Source organism: Arthrobacter sp. 05T47, from assembly GCF_056395825.1.
This window is the reverse complement of sequence record NZ_JBFTKG010000007.1, coordinates 85,339-105,078: the sequence shown is the minus strand read 5'-3', so window position 1 is coordinate 105,078 and position 19,740 is coordinate 85,339. Positions and strand designations below refer to the sequence as shown.

Sequence of the window (19,740 nt, the reverse complement as noted above, 5' to 3'; positions counted from 1 at the left end):
AGATGCCCAGTGAGCTCCGCCATTGAAGACCCCGCCGCACCCACCACCCCAACACCCGGCACCCCAACGCCAGCGACCGATGCGCCAGAGGCCGCGGGGGCTCCGGGCCACATCGGCTCCGATGCCACGGCCGCCGACGCCCGCGCCATTGCCGAAGCCGCCCGCGAGACCAGTTGGAAGCAGCCCAGTTTCGCGAAGGGCCTCTACCTGGGCAACTTCGATCTGGGCCTGATCCACCCATGGCCCGAGGCCCCGGCCGACGACGTCGAACGCGGCGAGGCGTTCATCGCCCGGCTGACCGACTACTGCCGCACGATGTCAGGGCGCACCATCGAGCGCGACGACCGGATCCCGGACGACTATCTCAAGGGGCTCGCCGAGCTCGGCGCGTTCGGCATGAAGATTCCCCGCGAATAYGGCGGACTGGGCCTGACACTCGTCTACTACGGCCGCGCACTGGCCCTGCTTGGCTCGGTGCACCCAAGCCTCGGCGCCCTGCTGTCCGCGCACCAGTCCATCGGCGTTCCGGAGCCGGTCAAAGTCTTCGGCACGCCGGCCCAAAAACAGGAATACCTGCCCCGCTGCGCCGCCGGAGCCATCACCGCTTTCCTGCTGACCGAGCCCGACGTCGGCAGCGACCCCGCCCGGATGGGCAGCACCGCCGTCCTCTCCGACGACGGCGAGTCGTACGTCCTGGACGGCGTCAAGCTATGGACCACGAACGGCGTCATCGCCGAACTCGTCGTCGTCATGGCGCTCGTGCCGCCGCACACCGACGCGGACGGCACCGCCCACAAAGGCGGCATCAGCGCGTTCGTGGTGGAAATGGACTCCCCGGGCATCACCGTGGAAAACCGCAACACCTTCATGGGGCTCCGCGGGATCGAAAACGGCGTCACCCGCTTCCATCAGGTCCGGGTCCCGGCCGCCAACCGGCTGGGCCGGGAAGGACAGGGCCTGAAGATCGCCCTCACCACCCTCAACACGGGCCGGCTCTCGATCCCCGCGCTGTGCGTCGCCACGGGTCGGTGGAGCCTGAAGATCGCCCGCGAATGGTCCAACGCCCGCACGCAGTGGGGTCGGCCGATTGGCCAGCATGAGGCCGTCAGCAAGAAAATCGCCTTCATCGCGGCCAGCGCCTTCGCCCTGGACGCCGTGTTTGAACTCTCCGCGGAAATGGCCGACGCCGGGCAGAAGGACATCCGGATCGAGGCGGCCCTGGCCAAGCTGTGGTCCACGGAGATCAGCTGCCTCATCGCCGACGAACTCGTGCAAATCCGCGGCGGCCGGGGCTTTGAAACGGCAGACTCGCTCGAAGCCCGCGGCGAGCGCGCCGTCGCCGCGGAACAGCAGCTCCGCGACATGAGGATCAACCGGATCTTCGAGGGTTCCTCGGAAATCATGAAGTTGCTGATCGCCCGCGAAGCCGTGGACGCGCACCTGGCGGCCGCAGGAGACCTCGCCTCGGAGGACGCCCGCCTCTCGGACAAGGCGAAGGCCGCCGTCGGCGCCTCCGGCTTCTACGCCAAGTGGCTGCCCAAACTCGTGGCCGGCGCCGGCATGGACCCGCGGTCCTACAGCGACTTCGGCCGGCTCGCCAAACAGCTGCGCTACGTGGAGCGCTCCTCCCGGCGCCTGGCGCGGCAGACGTTCTACGGCATGGGCCGCTGGCAGGCGAAGCTGGAGCACAAGCAGGCGTTCCTGGGACGGATTGTGGACATCGGCGCCGAGCTGTTTGCCATGGCCGCGTGCTGCTCCCGAGCCGAGATGCTGCTGCGGACTCATCCCGAACGCGGGGCCTCCGCATACGAACTCGCCGAGGCCTACTGCGAACAGGCCCGCGTTCGCGTGGACGAATATTTCGACCGGCTGTGGCGGAACACCGACGACGCCGACCACGTCCTGGCCCGCCAGACCCTCGCCGGCGACTATGCCTGGCTTGAGGCCGGAGTCCTTGACCAGTCAGAAGGGACCGGCCCGTGGATCGCGGACGCCAGCCGGCGCCCCTCCGTCCGGGAGGACCTGCACCGCAAATACCGCTGAACGGACCCCGCGAGACCGCCACAGCCGATAATAAGCACCCTTGCTAACCGGAATCCGCCATGGTTAGGTTTACGGGAGACCGTCACCCCTACGGTGCCGGACATCCGGCGAAAGTGAGCAGTCCGCATGAGCAGCACCGCAGGCCCCGACGACAAAACGACGCGCCACACCACGCAGGCGGACGGCGCAACCGCGCCGGTGACGGCAGTCCGCCACGATGATCCCGTCCGCGACGCGCCTGTCCGTGACACGCGTGCCGGCGACACGGTTGTCGACGAGATCCCGACCCGCCAAACCGTCGTGGCCCGTGAGAAGGAACAGTTCGGCGGCATCCAGGTCGGCTCGGCGTTCTTCGGCTGGCTGGCCGCCACCGGCACGGCCGTCTTGCTCACCGCGCTGGTCGCGGCCGGCGGCACCGCCGTCGGGCTCGCCACCAACACCGACGTGAACGACGCCGTCAACCAGGCCTCCAACAACCAGACGATCGGGCTTGCCGGCATCATCGTGCTGCTGGTGATCCTCCTGGTCGCCTACTACTGCGGCGGGTATGTGGCCGGCCGGATGGCCCGCTTCAACGGCGCCAGGCAGGGCTTCATGGTCTGGATCTGGGCCCTGATCGCAGCGATCGTGGTCGCGGTGCTGGGCCTGGTCGCCGGGCAGCGCTTCAATATCCTGGCCAATCTGAACAGCTTCCCGCGCATCCCGGTCAACGAGGGCCAACTGAACACCATGAGCATCATCGCGGCGGTGGTCGTGGCCGCCGTTGCCCTGGTTGGTGCCGTACTGGGCGGCCTCGCGGGCATGCGCTTCCACCGCAGGGTGGACAAGGCGGGTTTCAGCCCGGCACCGGTGGASGATCAGGCAGACACGACGCCGTCGACGTAGTACCAGCGCCGGTCCACCCGCGCAAAGCGGCTGGTTTCGCGCTGCACGCCGCGTTCGCCGTCGTGCCGGAAGTGCGCCGCGAATTCCACTGTGCCTTCAGCGTCCAGCGGGCCGCCGCGGCCGGTGGACAGGATGTCCAGGCGGCGCCACTGCATGCCCGAATCCAACTCCAGTTCAGCGGGTCTCGTGTCCGGATGCCACGTCCGCAGCAGGTATTCGGCGTCCAGCACCACGAAGGCACTGTACCGGGACCGCATGAGCTGCTCCGCCGTCGGCGCGTCGGCATCCCCGCGATGGAAACGGCCGCAGCACTGGGCATACTGCTCGCCGGACAGGCACGGACAGTTCCCCTGGTACGCGGCGGCAGAACCACTCCCGGAACTGCCAGCGGCAGACGTGCCCGCGGGTTCAGAATCGGCGGCTGCGGCGTGCGTCACAAGATGTCCTTCCGGCGGGCCGGACAACGCCGGCGGGGCTGTCTTTGACTATAGACGCCCGGCCAGCGGCGGCGCGCCCCGCCGGCGGATAACGGCTTTGACACATCTTCGCCAGGACCGCGCGGGTCGGCGCGGGGCGGCCGAAAAGTACGTATTGTTAAGAGCGGCTCCTGCCCCGCCACATGCTTGCGGCCGGGAACCCGCTGCAGCAGGCCGGCAAGGAGAGGTGACATGGAAGATCCAACAACCATTGCGCTGAACTTGACCTTTTTCGGGACCCTCGGCGTGGCGTTCGTGATGTTCCTTGGCCTCTTCATGGTTTTCGCCGCCACCCTCGTGCTCGCGGGGATCGGCCGGCTCGCGGCATTCGTTGTCCTGGCCGTCACCGGGCTCCTCAGCGGTGGTCCCGGGGTGCGGGACGAGCGGCCGCGGGAACTGCCGACGCGGGACGAACCGGCCAAGGCACCGAAGCCCGCAGTCCCGGCCCGGATGACCACACCGCGCCGCCCCGCCCGGAACGCAAGCAAGAAGGAACCGGCGCTGTCGCCCGAATGGGCAGCCGCCGTGGCCCGGGCAGATGCCCGCGCCGCCGCGAGGGCCAAGGCCGAAGCCGGACCGGCCGTCCGGGTCAAGGTCCGGGACCTGCCCAACCCTTCCGCATCGGCCCGGGACATCACGGAAGTCTCGGCCCTGGTGGAGTCGGCCACGGACACCAATGGAACCCTCGGCGCGATCCCGCTGGCCTTCAAGAAGCCCGCCATGCCCGCCGCGAAGTCCCTGCTGGACACCGGCTCACTCGTGTCCTTGCGGGGTCTGCCGACCGCGAAGGCCAAGCAGCCGGCCCAGGAGCGCAAAGCCGGCTGAGCCCTTACCCCGGGCAGGCAAGTCCGCTACGTTGGAACCCATGGAATTCAGATACCTCGGGAACAGCGGCTTCAAGATTTCAGAAATCACCTTTGGCAACTGGCTGACCCATGGCTCCCAGGTGGAGAACGACGTCGCCACCCAGTGCGTCCGTGCCGCGCTCGACGCCGGCATCAGCACCTTCGATACGGCGGACGTCTACGCCAACACGGCCGCGGAAACGGTCCTGGGCGCAGCCTTGAAGGACGAGCGCCGGGAATCCCTGGAAGTCTTCACCAAGGTGTTCGGCCCCACCGGACCCAAAGGCCACAATGATCTGGGCCTGTCCCGCAAACACATCATGGAATCCATCAACGGCTCCCTGAGGCGGTTGCAGACCGACTACGTGGACCTCTACCAGGCGCACCGCTATGACTACGAGACGCCGCTGGAAGAGACCATGCAGGCCTTCGCGGACATCGTCCGGCAGGGCAAGGCCCTGTACATCGGGGTCAGCGAGTGGACGGCCAACCAGATCCGCGACGGCCATGCCCTCGCCAAGGACCTGGGATTCCAGCTGATCTCCAACCAGCCGCAGTACTCCATGCTGTGGAGGGTGATCGAGGCCGAGGTGATTCCGGCGTCGGAAGAGTTGGGCCTGTCCCAGATCGTCTGGTCCCCGATGGCGCAGGGCGTGCTGAGCGGCAAGTACCACCCGGGCAAGCCTGCTCCCGAAGGCAGCCGCGCCACGGATTCCAAGGGCGGCTCGCGAATGATCGAGCGCTGGATGTCCAACGAGGTCCTCACCGGCGTGCAGCAACTCAAGCCGATTGCGGAGGAGGCCGGGCTGACCATGGCCCAGCTCAGCATCGCCTGGGTGCTGCAGAACAAGAACGTGGCCTCGGCCATCATGGGCGCGTCCCGGCCGGAACAGATCGAGAAGAACGTCGCAGCCGCGGGCCTGAAGCTGGATTCCGTGATCATGGACAAGATCGATTCCGTCATCGGCTCGCTGGCCGAACGCGACCCCGCGCAGACCAAATCACCCGCCTCCCGCGAGGCCTAATCCCATGCCCAACGTGCCCGAGCTCGCCGTCACCGGATCCACCGGCAACCTGGGCGGTGTGGTGGCCAGGCTGCTGGCCGCGGCCGGAAGCCCACAACGGCTCCTGGTCCGGGACGCCGCCCGGGCGCCCGAGCTCGAAGGCGCCGTCCCGTTCGTGACCACCTACGCGGACCAGGAGCGGGCCAAGGAGGCGCTGACGGGGGCGAAGACCCTGTTCATGGTCTCCGCGGCCGAGGCCGAGGACCGGCTGCAGCAGCACTACGCTTTTATCGATGCGGCGGCAGCGGCCGGCATCCAGCACATCGTGTACACCTCGTTCTTCGGCGCGGGGCCGGACTGCACGTTCACCCTGGGCCGGGACCACTTCGCGACCGAGGAGCGCATCAAGGCCTCCGGCATGGACTACACGTTCCTGCGGGACAACTTCTACCTGGACTTCCTGCCGCTGCTGGCCGGTGACGACGGCGTCATCCGCGGCCCCGCCGGGACCGGCGTCATGGCGGCCGTGGCGCGGGCGGACATAGCCCGTTCGGCCCTCACCGTGCTGCGGGACCCTGCCCTGCACGTGGGACGGACCTACAACCTGACCGGCCCGGAGAACATCTCGCTGGCCCGCGGCGCGGAACTCCTGACCGCCGGAACCGGCCGGGCCATCACCTTCCACAACGAGACCCTGGAGGAGGCCTACGCGTCCCGCGCCTCCTACGGGGCGCCGCCGTGGCAGGTGGACGCCTGGGTGAGCACCTATACGGCCATCGCGGCCGGCGAACTGGCCGGCCCCACCTCGGCCGTGCACGAGCTGACCGGCCGCGAACCGCTGGGCCTGGAGCAGTTCCTCGCGGAGGCGCACACCCTGTAGCCCGCGCGGCGGACACGACAGGGCGGGCCAGCCCGGGACAGGCCGGCCTGTCCCGGTGTTGACGGTTTCCGGGCCGCGGCGTAGACCTGATTCCAGGTGACACCGGCCAGCACCGGGCCGGTGCGGAGAAGAATCGCAAGGCCATGCCAAAGCAAATGTCCCGCCACTCCGCCGTCCTGAAGAGCCCGCGCCGGCAGGGCCGGAAACTCGCCCCACATTCCGGCGAGCCGAGCTATGGCCCGTTGACCACCGACGAGCTCCAGCTTGCCGTGCGGAATCATTCCATGCCGCTGGAGGCCCTGCGGAGCGATACCACCCCACCCGGGCTGCACTATGTGCTCACCCACTTCGACATCCCGTTCATCGACGTCGAGCACTGGCATCTGCAGCTCGGCGGGGCGGTGCAGCGGGCTGTGGAGCTGAGCCTGCGGGCCCTGCGCCGGGCACCGAGCATCAGCCTCCCGGTCACGCTGGAATGCGCCGGCAACGGCCGGTCCCTGCTGCGGCCCCGCCCGTTGAGCCAGCCCTGGATCCTGGAGGGAGTCGGCACCGCGGTGTGGACCGGCGTCCCGCTCGCCTACCTGCTGACCCAGGCCGGCGTGGACGAGGACGCCGTGGAGGTGCTCTTCACCGGGGCGGACAGCGGCGTCCAGGGCGGCGTCGCCCAGCACTTCGCCCGGAGCCTGCCGATCAGCGAGGCCCTGCGGCCCGACGTGCTGCTCGCCTACCAGATGAACGGCGCGGACCTGCCGCCGCAGCACGGCTATCCGCTCCGGCTGGTGGTGCCCGGCTGGTACGGCATGGCGAGCGTAAAGTGGCTGTCCTCGATTAAGGTCCTGACCAAGCCCTTCGGCGGCTTCCAGCAGTCCGTGGCGTACCGCTACCAGCAGGATGCCGAGGACCCCGGCACCCCGGTCTCCTGGATCAAGGTCCGCTCACTCATGGTTCCTCCGGGCGTCCCGGATTTCTTCACCCGGAACAGGATCCTGCCCCGCGGACCGGTGATGCTGACCGGCCGGGCGTGGTCCGGGCAGGGCAGCGTGGAGCGCGTCGACGTCGGGATTGACGGAAAATGGGCCCCGGCCCATCTGGAGCACCCGGCCGCGCCGTTCGCGTGGTGCGCGTGGTCGATGCCGTGGGTGGCCGATCCCGGCGAGCACGAGCTCAGTTGCCGTGCCACGGATGCCAGCGGCGCCGTGCAGCCGCTGGAACCGGCGTGGAACTACCAGGGCATGGGGAACAATGTGGTGCAGCGGATCAAGGTCAGCGTGGAGTAGCTCCCGAAACCTGGAGTAGTGCCCGAAATTCGGGGCTCAGCGGCTGCGCCGCAGGTGCTCAGCGTTCAGTTCGTCGAGTTCCTCATCCGTGAGGTCATCGAAGCCGCGGGCCTCGCGCTTGTCGCTGCGCGAGAAGCGGATGAACATCAGGATGATCAGGGGCAAATCCACAATTTCGCAGATGAACCACAAGACATCTCCGGCCAGTTGCTGGTCCCGCAGGGCGTTAGGAAACCAGCCCAGCGGGGAGGGCGTCGTGGTGACGTGATCGAGGACCTGGCCGTTGAGGCGCAGGAGGATCCCGGGCACGGCGTCGACCAGCAACTCAATGAAAACGAATACGAACTCCACGACGAAGAACGCGCTGGACCGGCGGAAGTCTGCCTCCTCGATGATCGGCAGGGCCATCATCATGCCCAGCAGCGGAACCCCGACGGTCAGCAGCGCCCCGGCCAGCGGGTCAGTGCGGAGGGTGTAAAAGGCGGGCGTGAGGAAGGTCGAGAAGAGCGCGAGGCCCAGCAGCGGGGCGGCCATCGAGTTGCCGGCCAGCCGCACCATACGGTGTGAGAGCCCTTTGTTCAGCCGGTCGACGCCCCGCGGTGGGAGGGCCGCGCGGGCCAGCGAAATGGGTTTTCCCAGGCCGATCAGCAGCGGCACCACGAACAGCAACAGGGAAATCTTGAGCGTGAAAGCCCACCGGAGCTGCGCGCTGTAGACGCCCGGAAAGCCGCACGTCAGCACTGTCAGGAACCCCAGGCCCAGGAAATAGAACGCCAGCGTCCGCCACAGGGGATGGCGGTGGCCGCGCGCCGCCGCGGATTTGAGGCCAAGGGCATACAGCAGCGCCGAACCGCCGATCAGGGCGGCGGCGGCCCAGTCGATCTGCCAGGCGGTGAGGATTGCTTCAAGGGGCGGCACGGGCCTATGTTAGGCGCCTTTCCTTGGAGGACCCCGGACACCGCCTCAGCAGCCCTCGAAGTCGGTGAGCACCTTCACCTTGTCCGCCGAGGCGGAGGACGGATCAAAGGTGTAGCCGATCCATTCCCGGGCGAGCCGCCGTGCCAGTTCCAGCCCCACCACGCGCTGGCCCATGGTGAGGACCTGGCAGTCGTTGGACAGCACCGAACGCTCCACACTGAAGGAGTCATGGGCTGTGGCGGCCCGGATGCCGTCGACCTTGTTGGCGGCAATGGCGACGCCGATTCCCGTGCCGCAGAACAGGATGGCGCGGTCCGCCTGCCCGTCCCGGATGAGCTCCCCCGCCGCGATGCCCACGTACGGGTAGGGCTTGGCGAACTGCTCGGGGGCGTCGCCGCGGTTGACGCCGATGTCGATGACTTCTGCCACCCGCGGGTCCGTCCGGAGGTCAGCGAGGATCTGGTCCTTGTAGTCCACCCCGGCCTCGTCCGCGCCAACAATGAGCCGGATCCCGGCCGCCGGGCTCATGAGCGTGCCCCGGCAGCCTGCTGCGCACCTGCAATTTTCACATCGGCAGTATTCACACCGGCAAGGTGTGGGCCGAACACGGTGAAGACCATCGCCAGGGACGTCGCCCCCGGGTCGGGTGTGCCGACGCTCTTCTCCGCCAGGGGTCGGGCCCGGCCCTTCAGCGGGCGCAGGGCCGCGGTGGCCTGCGCCGCAGCGGTGGCCTCCCGTGCCGCTTCCGTCCAGCCAGCATCCGCGCCGGCCCCTTCGCCGGCCAGCCGGCTGAGAGTCCCGGTAAACGGGACAAGCGCGTCCACCATGGTCTTGTCCCCGACGTCGGCCTTGCCGAGTTCGGCGATCCGGGCGGCAAAGGCTGCCACCGCCGCCGCGAGTTCGGCAGCACTGGGCGCGTGGTGGTTGCCGAGGGACTCGCCGAAGGCCCGCAGGCCGGCGCCCCACAAGACGCCGGAGGTGCCGCCGGCGTTATCTGCCCAGGCATCCCCGGCGGTGGTCAGCACGGATCCCGCGCCGGCACCGCGGGACGCAGCCCCTGCGGCGGCGTCAGAGGCCGCATCGATGCCGCGGACCATGCCGCGCCCGTGGTCCCCGTCGCCGGCGATGGCGTCGAGGTCGCCAAGGAACTTCTCGGCGTCGTGGAGTGCCTCGCGGGCCGCCGCCAAAGCGGCGACGCAGTGCCCTGCGTAGTCGCGGGAAGCCTCTGCCGCGGCGAAAGCCTCCGGTGCGGCCGCGTCCTCCCCATGCTCCGATTCGTCCGTCTCGACGCCGGGGAGGGCTGCGTTCCCGCGCCGGTAGGCGGGGGTTTCGGCGGGAGCGGTCCAGAGCGGCTCGAGTTCGTCATCGAGCCACGTCACGGTCAGTGACACACCGGCCATGTCCAGGCTTGTGACGAGTTCGCCGACTTCCGGCATCACCAGGGTGTAGCCGGCGGCGCGAAGCAGCGGTGCCACGCTGAGCCAGAGGACGAAGAGTTCCTCGTGCTTGGTGGAGCCGAGCCCGTTGAGAATGACGGCGAGGCGGTCCCCCGCACCCTGCGGCGTCTCGGCCAGCAGCCGGGACACGAATTCCTGGCCCAGTTCCTTCGCGGGCGGCAGGTCCGTGTCGAACAGGCCTGGTTCGCCGTGAATGCCCAGGCCCAGTCCCATCTGCCGGTCCTTGAGCGTGAACAGCGGAGCCTCGGCGCCGGGGAAGGTGCAGCCGTGGAAGGCGCTGCCGATGGTGCGGGTCAGGTCGTTGGCCTTCCGGCCCAGGCGCACCACCCCGGCAAGGTCAGCGCCCGCTTCGGCGGCCGCGCCCATGATTTTGAAGACCGTGAAGTCACCGGCGATGCCGCGGCGTTTTTCCACTTCCGACGGCGGCGCGCTGGCGACGTCGTCGGTCACCAGGACGTTCTCCACTGCGATCCCCTCGGCGGCGAGCCGTTCGCTGGCCATACCGAAGTTCATGACGTCGCCGGCGTAGTTGCCGTAGGTGAAGACAACGCCGGCGCCGGAATCCGCGGCCTTGGCCACGGAGTACGCCTGCTGGGCAGATGGCGAGGTGAAGATGTTCCCGACGACGGCGCCGTCGGCCAGCCCGGTGCCGATCAGCCCTGCGAAGGCCGGGTAGTGCCCCGAGCCGCCGCCGGCCAGCACGGCCACCTTCGGCTCGCGGGGCCGGTGCCGGCGGACAGCGCCGCCGGGGACCTGGCGCACCAGGTTCGCGTGGACGTCGCAGAAGCCGGCGAGGGCTTCCTCGGCGAAATCTGACGGGTCGTTAAATATTCTGGTCATCGTGGGCTCTCTCGGCTGCGCTCGGTCTGGTCGGCGTGGCTGCTAGTGGATGTGGCTTCCGCCGTTGATGTCGATGGTGGTTCCCGTGAGGTAGGCGGATTCCTCGGAGGACAGGAACGTGATGACGGCGGCGATTTCCTCGGTGCTGGCGTTGCGGCCCAGGGGAATGCCGGCGTTGATGGCGGCTTCCTGTTCTTCGGTGCTGCCGACGCGGATGTTGGTGTCCACCGCGCCGGGGGTGATGGCATTGACGGTCACGCCGGTGCTGCCGATTTCGCGCGCCAGGGCCTTGGTGAAGCCCAGGATGGCGGCCTTAGCTGCGGAGTAGGGGACCTTGCCGAAGACGCCGCCGCCGCGCTGGGCGGAGACGGAGGACATGTTCACGATCCGGCCCCAGCCGCTGGCGATCATGTCCGGCAGGAAGGCGCGGGTGACAAGGTAGGTTCCCGTGGCGTTGACGGCCATGACCTTGTTCCAGAGGTCCAGCGTGGTCTCAAGGAACGGCACCGGGGAGGTGATGCCGGCGATGTTGGCCAGGGCGCCGACGGCGGGGAGGCTGCCGGAGCGGACCTCGGCGGCCACGGCGTTGTACGCGGCTGTCACGGAGTCCTCGTTGGCGACGTCAACCTCGTGGCCAAACGCGGGAACGTTGAATTCGTTGCCGATCTCCGCAGCGACCTTGGCGGACTTCTCGCCGTCGAGATCCAGGATCACCACGGCCCAGCCCTGGCTGGCGTAGCGGCGGGCGGTGGTGATGCCGATGCCCCGGTCCGAGGTTGCCCCGGTGAGGACGGCGGTGCGCTGGATGGTGGTCATGATGCTCCTTGAATATGCATGGTGTGTTGATTGATGGAATCGAGTGCTCGGAAAACGCCGTTTTGACTGTTCAAAAGGGCGGTTACGGAGCAATCGACGGATCGATGAGGTCGGTGATGAAGCTGGCGGCCTTGGCGGCCGCGGCGGGGCGTTCCTCGTGGGTGACGTCCCGGGTCTCCAGTTCCAGGGAGAAGTGGCCGGTGTAGCCTCCGGCCGCGAGGGCGCGCAGTCCGGCGGCGAAATCGGCCTGGCCGTTGCCGATGCTGAGGTTGATGTTCCCCGGCACGGCGTCGCGCAGGTGGACGTGGGCCACCCGGCCCTGGTGCCGCTCGAGGTATTCCAGCGGGTCCTCGCCGGCGGCCACGATGTGGCTGAAGTCCATGACGATCCCGACGCCGGAGCCGGCCAGCCGCTTCGCCAGCAGTTCCGCGCGCTCCAGGTTCCAGCAGAACCGCAGGAAGTGCAGTGATTCGGTCCAGAGCTCGACGCCGAACGTGTCCGCACGCCGCTTGGCTGCGATGAGCTGGGCGGCAACGGTGTCCAGGTCCTCGTCGAGGCTGCGGACCGGGTCGTGGCCAAGGGCGCCGCAGGGCAGGACCAGGGCCTTGGCGCCGGTGCCGGCCGCAAGGGTGAGGAGGGCGTCCAGGTGCCGGTTCCGGGCGGACTGCGTGTCGGCGTTGAGCACGGCGTTCAGGTCCCCGATGTCCCCGTTGACGGACCGCACCCGCAGTCCGGAGGCGACGACGTCGGCCGTCACGGTGGCGACGGCATCGGCGTCGAGGTCGTAGGGGACGTGGTCGCATACCCCGGGGAGGGCGCCGAGGTCTATTTCCTCAAAACCGAGGCCGCTGATGGTCCGCAGGGCGGTCGGCAGGTCCTGGTGACGGAAGCTGATGGACGAGCAGCCGAGTCGGGAATTGAACATCGTCGTTGATCCTCTGGTCGTGCCCCGAGGGCGGTAGTGATAGGGACCACACTACAAAGTCGACTGTCAACAGTCAACCCTTGAAGTTGACTGTTGACAATTACTTATGGCGCGGGTCACACTGGCGTATCATCTGTTAACAGTCGACAGTGTTGGTGCGGAAGCGCCGGCAGCTCTCTTCGAAAGGGATTGACATGAGCAACGAAGCTCTCACCATGCGGGGCCCGGTGCATGGCACCAAGGAAGCGAAACGCGTCGCGATCGGTTCCAGCGTCGGGGCAGTGATCGAAACGTACGACTTCATTGGCTTCGGCACGGCTGCGGCCCTGTACTTCGGCACGGCGTTCTTCCCCACCGGTGATCCGGTGACGGGAACGCTGGCCGCGTTCGCCACCCTCGGCGTCGGCTTCGCGGCCCGGCCGATCGGCGGCATCATCGGCGGCCACCTCGGTGACAAGCTGGGCCGCAAGCCCGTCCTGGTGGCCTCCCTGATCCTGATGGGCGTCGCAACCTTCGTGATCGGCCTGCTTCCCACCTACAGCCAGGTCGGTCTCCTGGCTCCTGCCTTGCTCGTGTTCGTCCGGATCGTACAGGGCCTGGCCTTCGGCGCGGAATGGGGCGGCGCCATCCTCATGAGCTACGAGCACGCGCCCTGGAAGTCCAAGGGCAAGTACACCGGCATGGTCCAGGCCGGCTTCCCGGTCGGGCTGCTGCTGGCCAACCTCGTGTTCCTCTTCAGCGTCCAGCTCGGCGGCGAACTCGCCTGGCGCATTCCGTTCCTCGCCAGCATCGTGCTGGTCGTCGTCGGCCTGATCATCCGCTCCAAGGTCCCCGAATCCCCGGTCTTCGACGAGGTCAAGGACAGCGGCGCCATCGTGAAGTCACCCATCGTCGAGGTCCTCAAGACGGACTGGCGCAATATCGTCAAGGGCATCGGCCTCCGCATCGCCGAGACCGCAGGCTACGCCGTGTCCATCACCTACATGATTTCCTACCTCAACAGCCAGCATCTGGCCGACAAGACCCAGACCCTCGTGGCGCTTTGCATCGCCTCCGCGATCGGCATCTTCGCCACCCAGGCCTGGGCCCGCCTGACTGACAGGATCGGCCGGCGCCCGCTCTACATCTGGTCCTGCGCCTTCGCGGTGGCGTTCGCCGTGCCCATGTTCCTCCTGGTCAACACCGGCCTGTTCATCTTCATCATCGCCACCCTCGTGATCTCCTACGCCGTGTGCCAGAACTCGCTCGCCGGCGCCCAGGGCGCCTGGTTCCCGGAGCTCTTCCAGGCCAAGACCCGCGCCTCAGGCGCCTCGCTGGCCTACCAGATCTCGGCAATGGTCTCCGGGTTCACCCCTTTCATCACCACCCTGCTCTTCGTCAGCTTCGGCTGGATGGGACCGGCACTGCTCTTCGGCACGTACGCCGCAATCGGGCTCTGGGCCGCCGTCGTCACCCGCGAAACCTGGGGCCGGCGCGAACGCCAGCTGGCGGATGAGGCCACCAAAAACACACCCGCCCACGTGAGCGCCTGATGGCCACGACAGAAGAAGCCCAAATGACCGCCACCAAGGAAACCGTGACCACCACCCCAACAGAACGCGTCGAGAGCGTTTCGGCCGCGGCCTACCGGATCCGGCACCATGCCCTGAACATGGGCGAGGTCCAGGGCCAGGGCTATGTGGGCCAGGCCCTTGGCGCCGCGGACATACTGGCGGTTGTCTATGCGGACCAGCTCCGGTTCCGTGCCGAGGATCCCGCCTGGGAAGAACGGGACCGGTTCCTGCTTTCCACCGGCCACTACGCGATCGGCCACTACGCGGCCCTCGCCGAGGCCGGAATCATCCCCGTCAAGGAACTGGAGACGTACGGCTCGGACGATTCCCGGCTGCCGATGTCCGGGATGTCCACCTACACCCCCGGCATGGAAATTTCCGGCGGCTCCCTCGGCCACGGCCTCTCGATCGCCGTCGGCGCCGCCCTGGGCCTGCGCTACCAAGGCTCCGACGCCCGGGTCTACAACTTCCTCTCCGACGGCGAACTCGACGAAGGCTCCACATGGGAGGCTGCGATGGGCGCCCACCACCACCAGCTTGGCAACCTGACTGCCATGGTGGACATCAACGCCCTGCAGGCCGACGGCAAGACGGACACCGTGCTGCGCACCGAGCCCGTCACCGAGAAGTGGGAAGCCTTCGGCTGGTACACCCAGCGCGTGGACGGGAACGACGTCGGCGCTCTGCTGGCCGCGTTCGACAACGCGGCCGCCCAGGCGGCCGCCGTCGGACGTCCCTCCGTGATCCTGTGCGACACGAAGGTGGGCCGCGGAGTTCCGCTGCTCGAGGACCGCGAAAAGGCGCACTTCATGCGCATCGAGGAACACGAATGGCAGCTCTGCCGCGAGCAGCTGACTGCAGGATTCAAAGGGAAGGCCGCACGATGAGCACCGCCACTGATTTGAAGGGCACTGCCCCCAAGCTGAAGACCTCGGCCATGATCGCCTCCTTCGCGGATCCGGGCCAGAAGACCGCGTCCGCGCCGTTCGGACACGCACTGGTCAAGGCGGCCCAGGGGAACGAGAAGATCGTGGGACTGACCGCGGACCTGGGCAAATACACGGACATGCACATCTTCGCCCAGGCCTTCCCGGAACGCTTCTTCCAGATGGGCATGGCCGAGCAGCTGCTCTTCGGCGCCGCGGCCGGCCTGGCGGAGACCGGGCTGGTCCCGTTCGCATCGACCTACTCGGTGTTCGCTGCCCGGCGCGCCTACGACTTCCTGTGCCTGGACGCCGCCGAGCCGAACCTGAATGTCAATATCGTCGGCGGCCTCCCCGGACTGACCACCGGCTACGGCCCAAGCCATCAGGCCACCGAGGACATGGCGATCTTCCGGGGCATGCCCAACCTGACCATCGTGGATCCCTGCGACTCGATCGACATCGAGCAGGCAGTCCCTCAGCTGGCCGCCACCGACGGGCCCACATACCTGCGGCTGCTCCGCGGCAATGTCCCCACGGTGCTGGATGAGTACGGCTACACCTTCGAACTCGGCAAGGCGAAGGTCCTGCGCGGGGGCAACGACGTCGTCTTTGTCTCCAGCGGGCTCATGACCATGCGGGCGCTCCAGGCGGCCGAGGCGCTGGCGGCGCACAATGTGGACGTCGCCGTCGTCCATGCCCCCACCATCAAGCCGTTCGACACCGCGACAGTCCTCGCGGAGCTGAACACGGACCGCCTCGCGGTCACGCTGGAGAACCACAGTGTGGTGGGCGGCCTGTTCGAGACCGTCGCCTCGGCCGTGGTCACCGCGGGCCTGGGCAAACGGGTGGTGCCGGTGGCCCTGCCCGACGAATTCCTCGATGCCGGCGCGCTGCCCACCCTGCATGAACGGTACGGGCTCTCGGTGCAGCGGATCGTCGCCAAGGTGCTCGCCGAACTTGGCTGAAGGTGCGCGGGGGCGGCTGCTGCCGGCCCCGCGCACGTGGCGTACCATCAACTGTTAACACACCAACTGTAAACAGTTGACCACTGACGGTGAGGACTAACCATGGCCGGAGCAACAGCCCCGCTTCTCGGACTGGAAAAGAAGAGCCTCCGCGAGCAGGCGCTATCCGCCTTGCGCACGGCCATCACGAGCGGCGAACTGGAGCCCGGGCGGCATCTGGTGGAGACCGAACTGTCCGACATGCTCCAGATCAGCCGCGGCACGCTGCGCGAGGCCCTGCGCCAACTGGAGCAAGAAGGACTGCTGTCGGCCGGACCGCGCGGCAGGCTGTCCGTGCGTCACCTGGACGGCAAGGAGATCCGGGACATTTTCGCCGTCAGGGCGGCCCTGGAATCGCTCGCGGTCCGGACGCTGTGCGAATTGCCGGACCGGGCCTCTGTGATCGCGTCCCTGCGTTCGGCGGTCGATGCCATGGCCGCGGCTGCCGAGGCGAGCCTGGAAGAACGGATTGAATCCGACCTCGAGTTCCACCGGACGCTGTGCCGGCTCACTGGAAACGAGACCCTGCTGCACTCCTGGGAGTCCCTTGAGGGCTCCATCCGGATGTCGATCATGTTTGCCGGGATTGAGCGGGCCGTCAAAAACATGAGCGTGGACCGCCACCACGACATCGTCGCGGCGATCGAAACCGGGAATGCGGTACTGGCCCGCACAACGGTCCTCGAACACATGGATGTTGCCGCGGCCAACCTGGTGGCCTAGCCGGCGTCAGTAGTCCACGATCGCGCCGGCGGAGATGTTGACGGTGGCGTCGGTGATGGCCGCCGCCTTGTCCGAGACGATGAAGGAGGCCACGTTTCCGACGTCCGTCAGCGTGGCTGTGCGGTTCAGGTGCGCGGCCCTGGCGATCTCCACCACGATCTCCTCGCGGCCTTCGGCCTGCCACGGGATGGTTTCGATAATGCCTCCGGTGACCATGGTGACCACCCTGACGCCGTGTTTTCCCAGCTCAAGCGCCCACTGCCGGCGCAGCCCTTCCATCGCGTCCAGCGCCACCTTGAATCCGCCCAGGCCGGGGATCGTCTGTGGACCCGAACCGCCGAACATGAGCACCACACCGGAGCGCTGCTTGACCATGTAGCCGGCGGCCGCGCGGGTGGTGAGGAAGTGCGTGCGCGCGGCGAGGGCGATGGGACGGGTGAAGTCATCGACGTCAATCTCCATGAGCGGCTGCTGGACGTCGCCGAACGAGATCACATTGAAGGAGATGTCGATCCTCTTGCTCTTCTTCGCCACCCGGTTCACGAAGGCATCCACTTGCTCTTCGTCCAGGGCGTCGACGACGGCGGTTTCGGCCGTGCCTCCGGCCTCGCGGATGTCATTGGCCACTTTCTCCAGCCGCGATTCGGTCCTCCCGGCGATATGGACCGTGGCGCCGTCGGCCGCCAAGGCTCTGGCCACCGCCCCGCCCACTGCCCCGCCGCCGCCGTAGATCAGGGCAGTCTTGCCGTGCAGTAAGCCGTGTTCCTCAATCCCGATGTTCACCATGGTCGCCTGCCTAGTGCCGCGGAGTTCGTGAATTCCCTCAACTATGTTCTTGCGCAGGGCCGGTGGCAAGAGGACGGGCGGGACCACCGCGACGCCGGGACCCGGCCAGGTGTCCCCCCAATTGCACACTCCTGGCCGAACCACGACGATGCGGGCGGACTGCTGCCGCCCCTACAGCGAGTAATTGGACACGTCCAATTTCTCGCCCTGAGCGTACCCGGAACAGATTAGACATGTCCAATCTGCTAAACTCGCTGGCGACCTGAAGTTTTGTGACAAGCCGCGGCTGATGCAGCCCGGCCGATGAAGGAAGCCATTGTGAGCGACGACCAGCCGACCTCCGCGCCGGGTCTAGCCCTGGCCCGCAAGCTGAACATCCTCCTGGACAGCGCCGAGGCCGAGGGCCGGAAAATCACGTTCAATGACGTCCGGGATGCCATGTCCGCTGCCGGGACGCCGCTCTCGCGGGCCAGGTGGCACTACATGCGATCGGGCTCGGGACCGGCCGTCAAGAAAGTCGAACTCCTGCAGAACCTGGCCAAGTTCTTCGGCGTCAGCGAGAACTACCTGATCGACGGTGATGAAGAACTTCCGCCCCGGGTCGAGGCGCAGCTCGAATTGCTCGCCTCCATGCGGGCCAACAAGGTACGCAACTTTGCCGCCCGCCAACTGGACGGACTCTCCCCGGAGACCCTGCTCCAGATCCGGGACCTGATCGATGAGCAGCTCTCCCGCGAGGATCCGGATCAGCGGTGATTCCCCGGCGTCGGGAAGCCGCAAGTTGGTGCTCCTTGACCCGCTAACCGCCCTTTGACCTGCACTGATAGGATTCTGGCGAGGTTTGGCCGTCAGGAAGTGGCGTGTCCACGCTGACGCTCTATCAACAGCCAAGGACTCGGTACATGGATTACGACGCCGCCCGTTCGCGGGCACGGGAAGCAGAAGCCGGCCTCTGCCTCAGCGAGCCGGTCTCGCTGGCTTCTCTCCAGCGGCACCTTGAACGGCTGCGGGACCGCAAGATCGTCATCAACCCCATCGAAGGGGCCACCGATAAGGTCTGCGGTCTGTGGTTCGGGCTTGACCATATGGACCTGATCCTGCACGCACGGGCAGCCTCCGAGGTCCATCGGCAGCAGATTGTCCTCCACGAATTCGCCCACATGATCCTGCGCCACGAGCAGGACATTGTGTCCGCCGAATACGCCGCCACGTTCTTCCCGGACCTGGATCCGGAGCGCGTCGTCAGGGCGCTCAAGAGGGCTGATTTCCTCAATGAGTTCGAGGTCGCAGCGGAGCTCCTGGCCGACCGTCTCGCCGCGCGTATCCGCAGCTCCCAGGACCGCTCCGGCGGCCAGCCGGGCAACTTCGGCTCAGTGTTCGGATGATCCAGCTCCTGACGGCCGCTGTTCTCTTTGTTCTGGCCACGGTTCGCATCCCGGCCGTGGTCCGGAACCGCCGGGACACCGTGTTCCTCGCGGCAGTGTTCGCCGGGATCGCGTCGGTGCTGATGTCGCCGGCCGTGTACGCCACGATCGATGCCCACATCGGCGGCGTCAACATCGCAAAGCTCGCCCTGCATTCCTCAGTTATCCTCAGTCTCTGGTACCTCCGGCGCGCCGTTCTTGAGGCGATAATGCCGGCCGACCCGCGCCGGGCCGTGATCCGCACGCTGCCGCTAACGCTCACGTTAGCGCTGGAGTTCATGCTGTTTGTCCTGACAGGCCCCACTACCACCACGGACAGCTGGGGCCTCTACCACGACCGCCTGCCAGCGGCCCTGTTTTCCGCCGTGCTTGTCGGATTCATAGGTTGGATCTGCTGCGGCGGCGCCGTCGTGTGTTTCCGGTATGTCCCGCGGATGCGCCGGTCTTTCAAAGCCGGCTTCACCATGGCCGGCGCCGGTTGCGCCCTCGGCCTCGTCGTCACGATCAAGTTCACGATCGGGCTGCTCTCGATCCGCTTGCCGGCGTTCGCGGCCGTTCCGCTCCCCTCCGACTCAGTTATCCGAGTCGTGGAGATGCTCGCCTTCATCCTGGTCGGGGCGGGTCTGTTGCTGCCAGCCCTGGCAGGCCGGAGCGGACGAAAACGCCGGGCCCGCTGGGAGGCCAAAACCCTCGCCGGCGTCGAACCCATCAGGGAACGGGTCCTGCACAATGTCGATCCCGGACGCCTCCTCGAAAGCGACCCCGCCGCGCCGGCCCGGGAACGGCTGCACCGGATGATCGTCGAGGTCTGGGACGCTGAGCTCGCCTCCGGCGGAACCCTGACCGGGCAGGAGCGCACGTTCCTCCTGGCCGCCGAAGAGCAGCTCGACCTGAACCGGCTCCCGTGACTCCGTCGCTCACCCACCCGGGCGGATATACGCTGGATCAGATCGGGTCC

Annotated in this window: 20 protein-coding genes; 13 read left to right on the top strand and 7 right to left on the bottom strand. The window is 67.6% G+C overall.

Annotated features, from left to right (window positions below; translation table 11 throughout):
* Nucleotides 1-9: 9 nt before the first annotated feature.
* Nucleotides 10-2,043 carry an acyl-CoA dehydrogenase family protein gene (locus AC1DEY_RS08010; RefSeq protein WP_476867493.1) on the top strand — a complete coding sequence of 678 codons (2,034 nt, stop codon included), beginning with the start codon at nt 10-12 and terminating at the stop codon, nt 2,041-2,043.
* A gap of 126 nt (nt 2,044-2,169) precedes the next feature.
* Entirely contained in the window at nt 2,170-2,928 is a 759-nt protein-coding gene (locus AC1DEY_RS08005; protein ID WP_476867492.1) for a hypothetical protein, read from the top strand.
* Here AC1DEY_RS08005 and AC1DEY_RS08000 read toward each other — a convergent pair.
* A complete protein-coding gene (locus AC1DEY_RS08000; protein ID WP_476867491.1) occupies nt 2,901-3,365 on the bottom strand; it encodes a YchJ family protein in 465 nt (154 codons plus the stop codon). The two genes, AC1DEY_RS08005 and AC1DEY_RS08000, sit on opposite strands and share 28 nt — an antisense overlap.
* A gap of 231 nt (nt 3,366-3,596) precedes the next feature.
* Here AC1DEY_RS08000 and AC1DEY_RS07995 point away from each other — a divergent pair, with 231 nt between their 5' ends.
* From AC1DEY_RS07995 to AC1DEY_RS07980, 4 genes are all read left to right on the top strand, one after another.
* Nucleotides 3,597-4,229 (top strand): hypothetical protein, encoded by a 633-nt coding sequence (locus tag AC1DEY_RS07995; RefSeq protein ID WP_476867490.1) that lies wholly within the window; start codon nt 3,597-3,599, stop codon nt 4,227-4,229.
* Between the two features lie 40 nt (nt 4,230-4,269).
* On the top strand, nt 4,270-5,274 hold the full coding sequence (locus AC1DEY_RS07990; protein ID WP_476867489.1) for an aldo/keto reductase family protein: 1,005 nt from the start codon (nt 4,270-4,272) through the stop codon (nt 5,272-5,274).
* A gap of 4 nt (nt 5,275-5,278) precedes the next feature.
* Nucleotides 5,279-6,133, top strand: a complete 855-nt coding sequence (locus AC1DEY_RS07985) for an SDR family oxidoreductase (protein WP_476867488.1) — start codon at nt 5,279-5,281, stop codon at nt 6,131-6,133.
* A gap of 155 nt (nt 6,134-6,288) precedes the next feature.
* On the top strand, nt 6,289-7,410 hold the full coding sequence (locus tag AC1DEY_RS07980) for a sulfite oxidase (protein ID WP_476867512.1): 1,122 nt from the start codon (nt 6,289-6,291) through the stop codon (nt 7,408-7,410).
* Between the two features lie 36 nt (nt 7,411-7,446).
* Here AC1DEY_RS07980 and AC1DEY_RS07975 read toward each other — a convergent pair whose 3' ends face one another.
* The 5 genes from AC1DEY_RS07975 to AC1DEY_RS07955 form a co-directional block, all read right to left on the bottom strand.
* Nucleotides 7,447-8,328 carry a cytochrome c oxidase assembly protein gene (locus AC1DEY_RS07975; RefSeq protein ID WP_476867487.1) on the bottom strand — a complete coding sequence of 294 codons (882 nt, stop codon included), beginning with the start codon at nt 8,326-8,328 and terminating at the stop codon, nt 7,447-7,449.
* A 45-nt stretch (nt 8,329-8,373) separates the two neighbouring features.
* Nucleotides 8,374-8,856, bottom strand: coding sequence for an RpiB/LacA/LacB family sugar-phosphate isomerase (locus tag AC1DEY_RS07970; RefSeq protein WP_441411110.1), 483 nt, complete (start codon nt 8,854-8,856; stop codon nt 8,374-8,376).
* Nucleotides 8,853-10,625 (bottom strand): dihydroxyacetone kinase family protein, encoded by a 1,773-nt coding sequence (locus AC1DEY_RS07965; protein ID WP_476867486.1) that lies wholly within the window; start codon nt 10,623-10,625, stop codon nt 8,853-8,855. Before AC1DEY_RS07965 ends, AC1DEY_RS07970 begins: the two co-directional genes overlap by 4 nt.
* Nucleotides 10,626-10,667: 42 nt before the next feature.
* Nucleotides 10,668-11,441, bottom strand: coding sequence for an SDR family NAD(P)-dependent oxidoreductase (locus AC1DEY_RS07960; RefSeq protein ID WP_476867485.1), 774 nt, complete (start codon nt 11,439-11,441; stop codon nt 10,668-10,670).
* An 82-nt stretch (nt 11,442-11,523) separates the two neighbouring features.
* Nucleotides 11,524-12,366: a sugar phosphate isomerase/epimerase family protein gene (locus AC1DEY_RS07955; protein ID WP_476867484.1), complete on the bottom strand. Its 843-nt coding sequence runs from the start codon at nt 12,364-12,366 to the stop codon at nt 11,524-11,526.
* A gap of 194 nt (nt 12,367-12,560) precedes the next feature.
* On the opposite strand from AC1DEY_RS07955, the gene AC1DEY_RS07950 reads away from it, so the two are divergent.
* From AC1DEY_RS07950 to AC1DEY_RS07935, 4 genes are all read left to right on the top strand, one after another.
* On the top strand, nt 12,561-13,898 hold the full coding sequence (locus AC1DEY_RS07950) for an MFS transporter (protein ID WP_476867483.1): 1,338 nt from the start codon (nt 12,561-12,563) through the stop codon (nt 13,896-13,898).
* 23 nt (nt 13,899-13,921) lie between these two features.
* The gene (locus tag AC1DEY_RS07945) at nt 13,922-14,806 is read left to right on the top strand and encodes a transketolase (protein ID WP_476867482.1); all 885 of its coding nucleotides are present in this window, start codon (nt 13,922-13,924) and stop codon (nt 14,804-14,806) included.
* On the top strand, nt 14,803-15,810 hold the full coding sequence (locus AC1DEY_RS07940) for a transketolase family protein (protein WP_476867481.1): 1,008 nt from the start codon (nt 14,803-14,805) through the stop codon (nt 15,808-15,810). The genes AC1DEY_RS07945 and AC1DEY_RS07940 overlap by 4 nt, the downstream gene beginning before the upstream one ends.
* A gap of 102 nt (nt 15,811-15,912) precedes the next feature.
* Nucleotides 15,913-16,572 (top strand): GntR family transcriptional regulator, encoded by a 660-nt coding sequence (locus AC1DEY_RS07935; protein WP_441411116.1) that lies wholly within the window; start codon nt 15,913-15,915, stop codon nt 16,570-16,572.
* Between the two features lie 6 nt (nt 16,573-16,578).
* Here AC1DEY_RS07935 and AC1DEY_RS07930 read toward each other — a convergent pair whose 3' ends face one another.
* Nucleotides 16,579-17,358 (bottom strand): SDR family NAD(P)-dependent oxidoreductase, encoded by a 780-nt coding sequence (locus AC1DEY_RS07930; RefSeq protein WP_476867480.1) that lies wholly within the window; start codon nt 17,356-17,358, stop codon nt 16,579-16,581.
* 318 nt (nt 17,359-17,676) lie between these two features.
* On the opposite strand from AC1DEY_RS07930, the gene AC1DEY_RS07925 reads away from it, so the two are divergent.
* The 3 genes from AC1DEY_RS07925 to AC1DEY_RS07915 all read left to right on the top strand — a co-directional run bounded on the left by AC1DEY_RS07925 (nt 17,677) and on the right by AC1DEY_RS07915 (nt 19,690).
* Nucleotides 17,677-18,114, top strand: a complete 438-nt coding sequence (locus AC1DEY_RS07925) for a hypothetical protein (RefSeq protein WP_476867479.1) — start codon at nt 17,677-17,679, stop codon at nt 18,112-18,114.
* Nucleotides 18,115-18,260: 146 nt separating this feature from the next.
* The gene (locus AC1DEY_RS07920; RefSeq protein WP_476867478.1) at nt 18,261-18,743 is read left to right on the top strand and encodes a hypothetical protein; all 483 of its coding nucleotides are present in this window, start codon (nt 18,261-18,263) and stop codon (nt 18,741-18,743) included.
* Complete coding sequence (locus AC1DEY_RS07915; protein ID WP_476867477.1) at nt 18,740-19,690, top strand: hypothetical protein; 951 nt, start codon at nt 18,740-18,742, stop codon at nt 19,688-19,690. The genes AC1DEY_RS07920 and AC1DEY_RS07915 overlap by 4 nt, the downstream gene beginning before the upstream one ends.
* The last annotated feature ends 50 nt before the right edge of the window (nt 19,691-19,740 follow it).

What these genes read in the sequence shown, in the direction of transcription:
- AC1DEY_RS07915 (WP_476867477.1), top strand. Translation starts at nt 18,740, where the DNA reads ATGATCCAGCTCCTGACGGCCGCTGTTCTCTTTGTTCTGGCCACGGTT.
- AC1DEY_RS07945 (WP_476867482.1), top strand. Translation starts at nt 13,922, where the DNA reads ATGACCGCCACCAAGGAAACCGTGACCACCACCCCAACAGAACGCGTC.
- AC1DEY_RS07955 (WP_476867484.1), bottom strand. Translation starts at nt 12,366, where the DNA reads ATGTTCAATTCCCGACTCGGCTGCTCGTCCATCAGCTTCCGTCACCAG.
- AC1DEY_RS07965 (WP_476867486.1), bottom strand. Translation starts at nt 10,625, where the DNA reads ATGACCAGAATATTTAACGACCCGTCAGATTTCGCCGAGGAAGCCCTC.
- AC1DEY_RS07930 (WP_476867480.1), bottom strand. Translation starts at nt 17,358, where the DNA reads ATGGTGAACATCGGGATTGAGGAACACGGCTTACTGCACGGCAAGACT.
- AC1DEY_RS07970 (WP_441411110.1), bottom strand. Translation starts at nt 8,856, where the DNA reads ATGAGCCCGGCGGCCGGGATCCGGCTCATTGTTGGCGCGGACGAGGCC.
- AC1DEY_RS07920 (WP_476867478.1), top strand. Translation starts at nt 18,261, where the DNA reads ATGGATTACGACGCCGCCCGTTCGCGGGCACGGGAAGCAGAAGCCGGC.
- AC1DEY_RS07995 (WP_476867490.1), top strand. Translation starts at nt 3,597, where the DNA reads ATGGAAGATCCAACAACCATTGCGCTGAACTTGACCTTTTTCGGGACC.
- AC1DEY_RS07980 (WP_476867512.1), top strand. Translation starts at nt 6,289, where the DNA reads ATGTCCCGCCACTCCGCCGTCCTGAAGAGCCCGCGCCGGCAGGGCCGG.
- AC1DEY_RS07935 (WP_441411116.1), top strand. Translation starts at nt 15,913, where the DNA reads ATGGCCGGAGCAACAGCCCCGCTTCTCGGACTGGAAAAGAAGAGCCTC.
- AC1DEY_RS07950 (WP_476867483.1), top strand. Translation starts at nt 12,561, where the DNA reads ATGAGCAACGAAGCTCTCACCATGCGGGGCCCGGTGCATGGCACCAAG.
- AC1DEY_RS07960 (WP_476867485.1), bottom strand. Translation starts at nt 11,441, where the DNA reads ATGACCACCATCCAGCGCACCGCCGTCCTCACCGGGGCAACCTCGGAC.
- AC1DEY_RS07940 (WP_476867481.1), top strand. Translation starts at nt 14,803, where the DNA reads ATGAGCACCGCCACTGATTTGAAGGGCACTGCCCCCAAGCTGAAGACC.
- AC1DEY_RS07985 (WP_476867488.1), top strand. Translation starts at nt 5,279, where the DNA reads ATGCCCAACGTGCCCGAGCTCGCCGTCACCGGATCCACCGGCAACCTG.
- AC1DEY_RS07990 (WP_476867489.1), top strand. Translation starts at nt 4,270, where the DNA reads ATGGAATTCAGATACCTCGGGAACAGCGGCTTCAAGATTTCAGAAATC.